This is a genomic window from Echinimonas agarilytica (assembly GCF_023703465.1).
Classification (GTDB): domain Bacteria; phylum Pseudomonadota; class Gammaproteobacteria; order Enterobacterales; family Neiellaceae; genus Echinimonas; species Echinimonas agarilytica.
In genome coordinates this window covers 672,038-684,834 of the sequence record NZ_JAMQGP010000002.1, presented here as the reverse complement: position 1 = coordinate 684,834, position 12,797 = coordinate 672,038, and the positions used below count along the sequence as shown (strand labels likewise).

9 protein-coding genes are annotated in these 12,797 nt (G+C 44.5%); 4 read left to right on the top strand and 5 right to left on the bottom strand.

What is annotated here, in order from left to right; translation table 11 throughout:
* The first annotated feature begins 9 nt into the window (after nt 1–9).
* Nucleotides 10–1,176 carry a hypothetical protein gene (locus NAF29_RS07235; RefSeq protein ID WP_349665558.1) on the top strand — a complete coding sequence of 389 codons (1,167 nt, stop codon included), beginning with the start codon at nt 10–12 and terminating at the stop codon, nt 1,174–1,176.
* Between the two features lie 360 nt (nt 1,177–1,536).
* Here the strand turns inward: NAF29_RS07235 and NAF29_RS07230 are convergent, their stop codons facing one another.
* Nucleotides 1,537–2,490 (bottom strand): glucokinase, encoded by a 954-nt coding sequence (locus tag NAF29_RS07230; protein WP_251260836.1) that lies wholly within the window; start codon nt 2,488–2,490, stop codon nt 1,537–1,539.
* A gap of 205 nt (nt 2,491–2,695) precedes the next feature.
* A complete protein-coding gene (gene zwf, locus NAF29_RS07225; protein WP_251260834.1) occupies nt 2,696–4,165 on the bottom strand; it encodes a glucose-6-phosphate dehydrogenase in 1,470 nt (489 codons plus the stop codon).
* A gap of 346 nt (nt 4,166–4,511) precedes the next feature.
* Here zwf and NAF29_RS07220 point away from each other — a divergent pair, with 346 nt between their 5' ends.
* The 3 genes from NAF29_RS07220 (at nt 4,512) to NAF29_RS18395 (ending at nt 8,404) form a co-directional block, all read left to right on the top strand.
* Nucleotides 4,512–5,375: a MurR/RpiR family transcriptional regulator gene (locus NAF29_RS07220; RefSeq protein ID WP_251260832.1), complete on the top strand. Its 864-nt coding sequence runs from the start codon at nt 4,512–4,514 to the stop codon at nt 5,373–5,375.
* A gap of 227 nt (nt 5,376–5,602) precedes the next feature.
* A complete protein-coding gene (gene pyk, locus NAF29_RS07215) occupies nt 5,603–7,039 on the top strand; it encodes a pyruvate kinase (protein ID WP_251260831.1) in 1,437 nt (478 codons plus the stop codon).
* A gap of 390 nt (nt 7,040–7,429) precedes the next feature.
* Nucleotides 7,430–8,404 carry a GGDEF domain-containing protein gene (locus tag NAF29_RS18395; RefSeq protein WP_251260830.1) on the top strand — a complete coding sequence of 325 codons (975 nt, stop codon included), beginning with the start codon at nt 7,430–7,432 and terminating at the stop codon, nt 8,402–8,404.
* Here NAF29_RS18395 and NAF29_RS07205 read toward each other — a convergent pair.
* The 3 genes from NAF29_RS07205 to psrA form a co-directional block, all read right to left on the bottom strand.
* Nucleotides 8,401–9,327, bottom strand: a complete 927-nt coding sequence (locus tag NAF29_RS07205; RefSeq protein WP_251260828.1) for a DMT family transporter — start codon at nt 9,325–9,327, stop codon at nt 8,401–8,403. The two genes, NAF29_RS18395 and NAF29_RS07205, sit on opposite strands and share 4 nt — an antisense overlap.
* A 124-nt stretch (nt 9,328–9,451) precedes the next feature.
* Nucleotides 9,452–11,770 (bottom strand): acyl-CoA dehydrogenase, encoded by a 2,319-nt coding sequence (locus tag NAF29_RS07200; RefSeq protein ID WP_285817621.1) that lies wholly within the window; start codon nt 11,768–11,770, stop codon nt 9,452–9,454.
* A gap of 44 nt (nt 11,771–11,814) precedes the next feature.
* Nucleotides 11,815–12,453, bottom strand: a complete 639-nt coding sequence (gene psrA, locus NAF29_RS07195) for a TetR family transcriptional repressor PsrA (RefSeq protein ID WP_251260827.1) — start codon at nt 12,451–12,453, stop codon at nt 11,815–11,817.
* Nucleotides 12,454–12,797 lie beyond the last annotated feature (344 nt).

The following is a 12,797-nucleotide window of genomic DNA, read 5'->3' as shown; positions in this document are numbered from 1 at the left end:
ATTAACAAAATGATTACGAGAAAACTAATTTCGCGTATCAAAAGCCTTTTAGTGATATTAAGTGTCGTAAGCCTAACGGCTTGCTCGACTGTAGATGGGATGACGACTGAAAAAACCAATAAAGAAAAAGCGATTGCAGTGATTTCAAGTATTGAGACAGGAGACCCTCAAGCAGTCAACTACATTAACCCAGCACAATATACGCAACATAATCTCGGTGTAGGTGACGGGCTAGAGGGATTTGGGCAGATCTTAAAAGCCTTACCTGCAGGTAGCGCAAAGGCTGATGTGAAGCGAGCCTACCAAGATGGTGATTACGTCTTCTTGCATACTGAATATAATTTCTTCGGCCCAAAGGTTGGCTTTGATGTTTTCCGCTTTGAGGACGGCAAAATTGTTGAACACTGGGATAATCTTGCGGAGCTGGCGTCTCAACCCAACCCAAGTGGCCGAACTCAGTTAGATGGAACAATAGAAGTTACAGACCAAGGTAAAACGGAAGAAAACAAAGCCGTTGTTGCTGATTTTGTGAATGTCATTCTAATACAAGGTGATATGTCTAAGATTAATCAATTTATTGATAACGAAGACCGCGCATACCTGCAACACAACACCATGGTTGCTGACGGGCTAAGCGGCCTAGGGAAAGCAATTAATGACCTAACAAAAGCCGGAATGCCTATGATTTATAAAGAAAATCATAAACTACTAGGTGAAGGTAATTTTGTTCTCGCCATCAGCGAGGGTATTTTTATGAATAAAGATGTTGCCTTTTATGATCTATTCCGCCTAGAAAACGGAAAGATTGTTGAGCACTGGGACGTTATCGAAAACATTCCGCCACGCAATGAGTGGAAGAATGATAATGGTAAATTCGGCTTCGAACACGACGATGTCGTTGAAGTCGCTTCTTTCATTCTGAAAGACGGTATCGACCCAACCGAGTTCGCGAAACTGGATAAAACTGTTGAAGATACACACGTATCCCAACAACCAGGGTTTATTAGCCGTGCATCTGAATTAGTAGACGGTAATAGGTGGCGTGTCATTGTGCACTGGGAATCATTGGAAGATGCTGAAGCATCAATGGCAAGTTTCATGAAAGCACCAGCTGCGAAAGCCTTTATGGATGGAGCTGATGTCTCAACCATGAAAATGCAGCGTTACGAAAATTAATCACTGCGTCTTAATCGTTATCACAAGGTCTATCAATCGCTAGGCCTTTTTATCAGTAAAAACGGGCACCTTGCAAAAGGCCAAGTTAAGTTTGAAAGTAACGTAACCTAAAGTCAGTAGCGGCAAACTCGATGTTAACGAATTCAAATGGAAACACTTAGAACCTAAAGCTTTCCTATGGTGCATACGCTGGTCCGGTTCGGCCATTAGTTACACCAACCTCATTGATATGCTCTAGGAGCAAGTTACCTCCTTAAATAGTCTAAGTATTTCTTGTTAGTTTATTGAATATGCACCGTCATAATATAAAAAAGGAGCTTCATCTGAAGCTCCTTTTCTTGTGCTGTGGCGTTGTGCAGTTTATTGCTGCATTAAAAATGCCGCAGCTCCAATAAGTCCCGGTTGTTCTTCGATAATCAAGAAGCTCGGTACTCTACGCACGTAATCTCTAAAACGTCCTTTGGCTTCAAATCGCTCACGAAAATCACTATTTTTCACAAACTCAGGAAACCTTGGGACAATACCACCGGCAACGTATACGCCACCGAATGCGCCCAAATTCATGGCCAAATTACCGGCATGACTACCTAAAATTTTACAAAATTGCTCAACCGCTTTTTTACTGATTTCGCATTCACCTGAAATACCTTGCTGAGTAATTTCAGCCGCTGTTTTCTCAGTCAGCGTAAGCCCTTCCATCTCAGTAATCGCTTCATAAATTTGAATAATACCGAGTCCTGACAATACTTGCTCGTATGAGATATGGTTGTAGCGTTTGTGCAAGTACTTCCAGATATACAGATCAATTTCATCAATAGGGGCAAAATCAACATGCCCACCTTCACCAGGAAGTGAATGCCAATAGCCATCGACTTTCGTCAAATGTGCGACGCCTAACCCAGTGCCAGGACCTAAAACAGCTTTAGGTGCGCCCGGCTCAATATCTCCAGCGCCCACTTGAATAAGCTGCTCGTCTGTCAAGAATGGTAACGACATTGAAATAGCGGTGTAATCGTTAATCAGATAAAGCGCGTCAAGACCTAATTCCTCTTCAACCTCACGGCGAGAAAATGCCCAACTATTGTTGGTCATGTCTATCCAATCGCTATCCGTTGGGCAGGCGATAGCAATACAAGCATGTGCAACTTCAGCGTTTACATCAGCAAGGTATTGTTTAATCACAGCGGTAATGCTCGGATACTGAGCACACAAGTACTTTTTAAGCTGCGTGTACTCAACGCCTTTTTCATCAACTAATGCTAAGCGGATATTGGTTCCGCCCACATCTGCAATTAGGCCATATGGTTGGGACATTAAAGCACTCCTATTGCGTACTGGGATTATTTATCAGTTAAAATTAAGATCGGACGAACATTACAACATCTTCAATTTAGAGTACAAACTGAAAATCCATGTAAATGGCCTATCCGAACCATATTCCTTTTAAGTTTTGACTAAAAACAAAAAGGCACAAAGAAATCTTTGTGCCTTTTTTATCTAACGTGGTGTAACGGGCTATTTATTCGTGCCAGTTACGATCATCTTTAGCCAGCAAAGCAACCGATGATACAGGACCCCATGTGCCTGCTTGGTATGGTTTTGCACGCACACCACAGTGCTGCCACGCCTCGATAATAGAGTCAGCCCAAATCCAGGCTTCTTCAACTTCATTGCGACTTACAAACAATGTTTGATTGCCAACCATTGCTTCATAAAGCAAACGCTCATAAGCATCAGCAATACGCTCAGAGGCAAATGTTTCAGAGAAACTCAAGTCAAGCTTGGTCTCTTGGAGTTTCATTGGCTCATCCAAGCCCGGTACTTTATTGAGTACCTGAAGTTCAACACCTTCATTTGGCTGCAAACGAATGATCAACTTGTTAGCTGGAAGGTTCCGATATGAATGCTCAAATACGTTGTGCGGTTGCTGCTTGAAGTAAACAACAATTTCACTCAGTTTTTGTGGCATGCGTTTGCCCGTACGCAAGTAAAAAGGTACGCCTGCCCAACGCCAGTTATCAATATCAACGCGAATGGCAACGAATGTTTCAGTTTCACTGCGTTCATTAGCACCATCTTCTTCGAGATAACCCGGAACAGACTGCCCTTTTAAGAAGCCTGCTGCATATTGCCCACGAACAGTTTTAGCATCGATGTTAGTGTGCGAAATTGGGCGCAGAGCTTTGAGTACTTTTAGTTTTTCTGTACGAACGCTATCTGCACTCAAATCGGCAGGTGGTTCCATCGCCATAATGGTCAGTAATTGCAATAAGTGGTTTTGAACCATATCGCGCATTTGGCCGGCTTGGTCGAAGTAACCCCAGCGCCCTTCAATACCAACTTCTTCGCCCACAGTGATTTGTACATGATCGATGGTGTTGTGGTCCCAGTTATTGGTGAACAAGGCATTGGCAAAACGCAATGCGAACATGTTCATAACCGTTTCTTTACCCAAGTAGTGGTCAATACGGTAGATCTGGCTCTCTTTGAAGAACTCAGCAACCTGATCATTAATCACTTTAGATGACTCAAGGTCTTTACCAATGGGTTTTTCTAAAACAACGCGGCACTTGTCATCTACCAGCCCAGCTGTATTAAGACCTTGGCAGATAGTTCCGTAGGTTGCAGGAGGCATAGCAAAATAGAACACGCTTGGGAGCACTGCTTCACCCAAAAATTCACGAATTGCATCGTAACTTGCTTGCTCGGCAACATCGAGGCGAAAGAAATACAAGCGCTTCACAAAGCGGGCCCAAGTTTCCTCACACAAGTCTTCTTTCTTAAACGTGTTGGTATTCTCAAGTACTACTTGACGGTACTCTTCGTGAGAATAATCTCGGCGAGCGGCACCAACAATACGAGTATCTTCATGTAGCAAGCCAGCTTTATCTAGCTCGTATAATGAAGGTAACAATTTACGACGGGCTAAATCACCCTGCGCACCAATTAATACGAAATCACAGTGCGCTGCATGTTCACCGTGTGACATAACATCTCCAATCATTTTTGAATAAGGGCAATAAAGAAACTCGGCAACATCTTTTTATTGTTCATTTATTATCGATCGAGCTTCAGGCCCAAAAAAGAAGCAAAAGATTACAACAAATTGATCGAAATACGGTAATTAATCAGTTCAATCAGCTAATATCTTGTAATATTTCGTCAAATACGAAACGATTACGTAAATAAATTACGGATTGTGAGGAAGATCGAGTCAGAATTGACCAATCGATGCCACCATTGATGCGTAATTACTGGAAACGAACATACCGTAAGACCAACAACTACCCCAACAACGCACCATTGCATTTGGGGACGGACAAAGAGCTCAAGTAATGAATACGCTCGATAAAATATCGAAACATCTGAACAGTTTTAGCAAATCGGAACGTAAAGTTGCCGAAGTCATTATGGCTGCTCCTCAGACGGCAATTCACTCTAGTATTGCAACACTCGCTAAAATGGCGGATGTCAGTGAGCCTACAGTTAACCGCTTTTGCCGCCGCTTGGACACCAAAGGGTTTCCCGATTTTAAGCTTCACCTCGCTCAAAGTCTGGCTAATGGTACCCCATATGTGAGCCGACATGTAGAAGAACATGATGGTCCAGATGCTTACACCTCAAAAATCTTTGAATCAACGATGGCCTGTTTAGACACAGCGCGGCAATCAGTAGATGTGCAACTGGTCAATCGTTCGGTCGACATTCTTACCCAGGCCAATCAAATATCCTTTTTCGGCTTAGGTGCCAGCTCAGCTGTAGCAAGGGATGCGCAGAATAAGTTCTTTCGTTTTAACGTTCCCGTGATCTGCTACGACGACGTTGTAATGATGCGAATGAGCGCCATCAATTCCCAAGTTGGAAACGTTGTTGTATTGTTTTCTCATACTGGTCGTACCAAGCCATTGGTTGAAGTTGCACGCTTAGCACGTGAGAATGATGCCACCGTGATTGGGGTTACCGGTGCGGACTCTCCGCTCGCAAAGGCATGTCATTTGGTACTTTCAATGGAAGTTCCGGAGGATACCGACATCTATATGCCTATGGCTTCGAGAATCGCGCAACTGGTTTTAGTTGATGTGTTAGCGACCGGTTTTACCCTGAGACGCGGCAATAAATTTCTAGAAAACCTACGTAGAGTGAAAGACTCCTTGAAGGAATCTAGATACGACAAAGATTTAGTTCAACCCAACGACTAAATTTCACAATAGCGTTATTAAATAGAAAAAGACATTTGGGACTTTTTCTATTTTAAAATCACAGTCTAAACTTAAGGCACATTTTATAGTGCTGTAAAAAAATTTCATGTGCTTGGTAGAAAATTGCCGGAAATCAATATTCTGGTTGTTTTTTTACAAAACCGTAATCGGCTTATGCTAATATCCGGTTCGCTTCAAAATCACACACCAAATTTGCGGAGCTTGCAATGCTTAGAAGAACCAAGATCGTTACGACGCTAGGACCAGCGACGGATCGTGACAATAATCTTGAAAAAATTATCCGTGCCGGCGCGAACGTCGTTCGCATGAACTTCTCACACGGTTCACCTGAAGACCACAAAAAACGCGCTCAAGACGTGCGTGAAATCGCAGAACGTTTAGGCGTTCACATTGCGATTTTAGGCGATCTTCAAGGTCCAAAAATCCGCGTATCTACATTTAAAGAAGGTAAAGTTCACCTCAAAGTGGGTGACAAATTTACTTTAGATGCAGCGATGGAAAAAGGCGAAGGTACAGATAAAGCTGTTGGCCTAGATTACAAAGAATTGCCAAATGACGTGCATCACGGTGACGTATTGTTACTCGATGATGGCCGCGTACAAATGAAAGTCATTGACACACACGGAACAAAAGTAGAAACAGTTGTTACCGTTGGTGGACCGCTTTCAAACAACAAAGGAATCAACAAGCAAGGTGGTGGACTTTCTGCTGCTGCATTGACTCCTAAAGACAAAGCAGACATCAAAACTGCAGCTGATATTGGCGTTGACTACTTAGCGGTTTCTTTCCCACGCAGTGGCGAAGATCTTCAATACGCACGTCAATTAGCAAAAGAAGCAGGTTTTGAGCCTCTCATTTGTGCCAAGGTTGAACGCGCTGAAACAGTAGCAACTGAAGCTGCAATGGATGACATCATCCTTAATTCTGACATCGTAATGGTTGCTCGTGGTGACCTTGGCGTTGAAATCGGCGACCCAGAATTGGTTGGCGTTCAGAAGAAATTAATTTCTCGTTCACGTGCATTGAACCGCGCTGTAATTACTGCGACTCAAATGATGGAGTCTATGATTACTGCTCCAATGCCAACACGCGCAGAAGTAATGGATGTTGCAAACGCCGTCTTGGATGGTACTGATGCGGTAATGCTTTCTGCTGAAACAGCAGCGGGTGACTTCCCTGAAGAAACTGTTCAAGCCATGGCAAATGTTGCAATCGGCGCTGAAAAGCACCCACGTGTAAACATTTCTCGTCACCGCATGAATCAGTCGTTCACAACGATTGAAGAAGCGATTGCGATGTCTGCGATGTATGCTGCAAACCACTTAGAAGGCGTAAAAGCAATCGTATGTTTGACTGAATCTGGTCGTACTGCGTTAATGACTTCACGTATCACTTCTGGTTTGCCAATCATCGGGTTGAGCCGTCATGCATCAGCATTGAACAAGTTGGCTTTATACCGTGGTGTTGAGCCAATTTTCTTCGATAGCCGTCAAGAAACACCAGAAAGCCTTGCGCACGCAGTATTCGCTTTGCTTAAAGGCCGTGAACTACTTGAGCCAGGCGACCTCGTCATCATGACGAAGGGCGACATCATGGGTCAGGCAGGTAGCACAAACAACTGTAAGATCTTACGCGTTAACTAAGAACCCTTACTGTGTTGAAAAAGGCGCCCTTTGGCGCCTTTTTTGTACGTGCTATTTAGCAAAGCCTTTTTATACACCTCGACCTATGCGAAGATGACCTATCATCGTTGTTGAATATGCATGTTACGCAGTACTAGTCATTCTATGCCTTCAATTTCTCTATATTTTTGGCCTCTGGCCATACTTGCATCATTAGTTTGGGTGACCCCTCAAGCGCCGAATTGGTCAAGCGATTATCTAATTTTGCTCCACTACAGCCCATTTGTTTTAGCGGGCCTCCTCATAGCTCTTTCACATCCATTTCGGCAAGGGCGAATCGCGATATCAGCATTACTGTGTATCGTCAGTTATTGGCTGGTCCAGCATTATTTGCAGCAACCTATGGAACTTGTGAACACTCAAAAAGTGTTTGTATTGCTCGCATTGCTTCTGCCTGTGAACTGGCTTGTGATTAGCTACTGCCACGATCAACCAGCACTCTCTCCCATGGGCTTTATGGCAATTACCATTGGGGTTGCAGAGTTACTAGTATGCTACTTGTTGTATGCCCATGAGCAAAACTTTGATGGCTGGCTACAAAGTTGGTTACAAGTTCAACCCTATGGAAATGTGTGGCAACCGCTTATCTTGCAAGGGGTTGCTGTGCTCTGTTTAGCAGCTTTGGGCTCCAAGGTTTGGAAAAGAAGACTGCGTTTTGACATCGATATTTTTACCATTATGGTGATCAATAGCTGGATGTTGGCAAACTTTGAACAGTCGAACATTTCCTCTTTGTCCTTTTTGGGCATTGAATTGATCTTGCTTGGTGGGCTGGTCTCCGCCAGTTATCAAATGGCTTTTCATGATGAATTGACCAAGCTTCCGGGCCGCAGAGCGCTGGTGAGTGATTTAAAACATGCGAGTCGCCACTACTGCATGGCAATGACCGATGTCGATCATTTCAAGAAATTTAATGATACCTATGGGCACGACATTGGCGATGATGTGTTGAAACTGGTCGCAGCAAAACTGGGTGACGTGACAGGCGGCGGCAAATCTTATCGCTACGGTGGTGAAGAGTTTGCGGTGGTATTCAGAGGTAAATCAGCCGAAGAATGTCGGCCACATTTAGAGGCATTACGAGAGGTAATCGCAAATTACCCATTGTCCGTGCGCAACAAAAACTCTCGTCCAGAGGATGATAAGCAAGGTAAAAAACAAAGAGGCCAAACGCCCAAAAAAGCAAAGACCACACACGTGACGATTAGTTTAGGGGTTGCGGACAGAGTCGCCGGAGAGACCTATGAAGAGGTGATGAAGCGCGCCGATCAAGCTCTGTATAAAGCCAAAGAAAATGGGCGTAATCGGGTCGAGTTTTCAAACTAAGTTTTATTTTTGGGTTTGCCCAAAGCAGCAACCGCTGACCCAATAATCACCATAACAGCACCAATCAGCGCGAGTATATTCAAATGCAATGATTGGTAATATTCAGGCCATTGCCAGGCAAGTAAGTCGATCACGCCAATGCTGACTAAGGGAGTGGCCGCAAGTACCGCACTCACTTTAGATGCTTCCCAATGAGCCAACGCTTCAGCAAAAGCTCCATATGCAATCACTGTATTCAAACAGCAAAATAGTAGCATCAGCAGTTGCCACTGATTAAGCTCCAATACCTGGTCCGGCGTTGCCAACATGAAGAAACAAACGCCGCCAAACAAATTGATCATCATCATCAATTGCACTGACGTAAAATGGCGCAGCAGCTGTTTTTGTAACAACGCGTAAATAGCCCACATGACCGCTGCAAAAACGATCCAAAGGACACCTTGAGTATATGTACCAAAAGATCCCAGAAGCTCCCCTACTCGTTGGTTAAAGAACATCAATAGCCCAACCAACAAGGCAACCACGCCAAAACTTTGAAGCTTTGAAAAAGGCTCTTTGAACCAAATAACACTGCCAATCAACAATAAGAAGGGTGCCAACTGGATAATGATCTGAGCTGACTTTGGTTCAAGGTAGTCCAGACCTATCAAATATGTTCCGTAGTTAATCGACAACGCTAACGCAGCGATTAAAAGAACCGCAGAAACAGGCTTTCGAAACTGCCGAACATTGGGTAAGCCTTTTCGAGCCGCTAACCAAATAGCTAATATGACGCCCGCACTGGAAAAACGATAGAAAGTAATGGTGAGAGGATCCATCACGGCGAGCACATCTTTCAATGCTATGGGTAAAAGTCCCCACAGCACCATTGTCAGCATGGCCAAACTAAAACCGAAAAATGAGCGCCCTGAAACTGTGTGCATAGTGTGATCTACTCGACATAATTAGCTAGCGAAGTGTACACGGTTTTGCACCATATCAATTGAAATGCAGGCATAAAAAAACACCGGCAATCGCCGGTGTTTGTCATAAACCGTAATGCTTGCGTTACGCTGCGTTTGGCGCAGCCTTGTTTTGCTTTGCCAAACTGCGTTCAGTATCGAACTCATCCACGTTAATGGCGTCGAATCGCAATGCGTCCATCGCTTTCAATTGTTCATGTTCTTGCATTGTCACAATGTTTTTCTGAGCTGCAATTTCATACAGTTCCAACATTGGGATTTTGGATGGTAAATCACCGGCACGCTGCGCTTGCTTGAGTTTCTTTTCAAGATGACGGCAATCGTACATCGCCATAAACGCACGTTCCATATCACCGGTTGGGTCACCTTCAGCATCACCAATGAAACATAGGTGAGTTAAACGATCTCGAACCACGCTCGGCGCTAACAAGGTATTGGCTACGGCTTGCGAAACAGCATCAGGGGCCGATTGGTAACGATTGCCAACCGGGAAAACGCAGAATTTCAAAACACCTGCAACGAGGCGATTTGGGAAGTTTGCAAAGAACCCTGTCAGCGCCTTGCCTATTTCTGACAAATGCCAATGCATTGCATAATGCACCATCGGTAAATCACCCTGCTGACGCCCATCATCTTCGTAATGCTTCAGCACTGCAGATGCCATGTACAAGTGACTCAAAACATCGCCAAGACGGGCTGAAATCATTTCTTTTCGTTTCAGGTCGCCCCCCAATACCAACATTGAAAAGTCACTGCACAATGCAAGTGCTCGGCTCATTCGAGTCAACTGCTTGTAGTATGTAGCCGTTTCACCTGACACCGGTGCCGTATTCAATTTTGCCCCCGTCAGTCCCATAAACAGAGAACCAAAGAAGTTACTAATACCGAATCCAATATGCTTGACCAGCAAGCCATCGAAATCCTTCAAACCTTCATCTGGATTAGGGTTTGCTGCGGCTTCCATTTCTTTGAGCACATAAGGATGGCAGCGCGTTGCGCCTTGCCCAAAGATCATCAGGTTGCGGGTCAAAATATTTGCCCCTTCCACCGTAATTGAGATAGGAATGCCCATGTAACCGTGACCTAAGTAATTTTTAGGGCCTAGTTGAATGCCGCGACCGGCATGAATATCCATCGCATCGGTGTTGATTTGACGACCCAATTCCGTCATATGGAATTTTGCAATGGCGGTGACCACCGAAGGACTTTGTCCTAGGTCCAGCGAACCGGCAGTCATCTTTCGGCAAGCCTCAAGAATGTAGGTGTAACCACCAATTCTAGCCATCGCTTCTTGTACGCCTTCAAACTTACCAATCGGCATACCAAACTGGCGCCTAACATAACTGTATGCACCCGTCATACGTGCAGACAAATGCCCTGATGCGGTACTCAGTGCAGGCAATGAAATACCGCGCCCTGCAGATAAACATTCAACCAGCATACGCCAGCCTCGACCGGCATAATCTGGCCCACCGATAATCCAATCCAATGGAATAAAGGCATCATTTCCGTACACGGTACCGTTCATAAACGCCAAGTTTAATGGGTTGTGGCGACGACCAATTAAAATCCCTTCGTGATCAGCTGGAATAAGTGCACAGGTAATGCCTAAATCGGGCTGTTCGCCCATCAGGCCATCTGGATCATTCAGTTTAAATGCCAAGCCCAATACCGTTGCGACAGGCGCTAATGTGATGTAACGCTTGGAGAAGTTTAAGCGTATACCAACCACTTCTTTACCTTCGTGCATGCCTTTGCACACCACACCCACATCTGGAATAGCTCCGGCATCGGAACCTGCTTCAGGTCCAGTTAAAGCAAAGCAAGGAATCTCATCTCCTACGGCTAAACCGGGTAACCAACGGTCTTTTTGTTCTTGAGTACCATAGTGCATCAACAATTCACCAGGCCCCAAAGAGTTCGGAACCATCACGGTCACAGCAGCGCTCAATGAACGGCTGGCAATCTTCGAGACGATGGTTGAATTGGCGATTGCCGAAAAACCGCGCCCACCATACTCTTTCGGAATAATTAACGAGAAAAAACCTTGTTTACCTAGGTACTGCCACACTTCTGGTGGCATGTCTTTGTCTTCTTGAACGATTTTATAATCGTCCAACATGGCACAAAGCTCATTCACTTGGTTGTCCATGAACGCTTGCTCATCAGCGCTCAACTCGGGTTTTGGAATGGAGTGCAGTTTATTCCAGTTAGGCTTGCCACCAAATAAGTCGCCGTCCCACCAAATGTCGCCCGCTTCCATAGCTTCGCGTTCGGTGTCTGACAAGGGTGGAAGAATCTTTTTAAAAACAGAAAATATTGGCTTCGTTACCAAATTCCGACGAATATCTGGCACACCTAATATGACCGCAACTGCGACCACCAACAACAGCAAAATGCTCATAATTCAGTACCTTAATCTTTTAGTCTGTCGATATATAATTGTTGTTATGGCGCAACAGGCGCTCCCACGCCCGCAGCTAAAAACGGAATGAGACGACGCACAAGCGCTTCCACATCTACTTCTTGTTTAAAATCTACCCTAGCAATATCACGCAGCGCTTCATTCGATGCCATGGTGAACACCACCGTTCCCAACGTGAAATGCATACGCCAGAAAAACTCGCTCGGAGACAGCTCTGGGTTCGCTCGTTGCACGGCTTTGGATATTTTTGACAGCACATCACCGTATTGTGTGGTCATAAACCAACGAAGGTGACCTTGGCTGTCGCTGTAGCCACGGCCTAGCAGCTGCATAAACGTATTAGTGCCATTGCCTCTAAAGTTGTTCAGTTGAACCAGTGGCTCCACAAAGCTTTCAAACACTTGATTCAATGTGGGCTGAGCATTGGCATTCAGTATTCGATCGAGTTCTGCATTCAACGATGGCATGAAGTATTCGAGATAGCGTGAAAGTACTGCTTTGATTAACGCCTTTTTTGAACCAAAGTGATAATTCACTGAAGCGAGGTTTACATCGGCCTCAGCTGTAATCAAACGAAGTGATGTATCAGAAAACCCTCTTTCCGCAAAAAGAGTCTCTGCGGCATCAAGAATTTTTTCTTTTGTGTTTTGTTTACTCGCCATACTGCCACCAGAATTCAAACAGGTGTTTCAAATTTATGTTTATTTGGTAAACGTGTCAACAATAGACCGAACAAATAGCCTACTTATCACAATTAAATTTATGAGTGCAAAGCCTTTAAAAAAGCATCATTCAGGCTATTTAGGCAGATTGGCAATGATCTTAAAATGTGAAATATTGTGATCGGAAACACAATTCAATGACTACTCGTCAAATTCTTGAGTTCATCATCGAACTAATTTAAAAGCCCGAAGTCGGAGTATGCATAGGGCAAACATTTGCTAATTTTCTCCCCTGGAAATACCCCTACACCCAGCGACCTGATCTGTCATTCACGCTGGGTTTT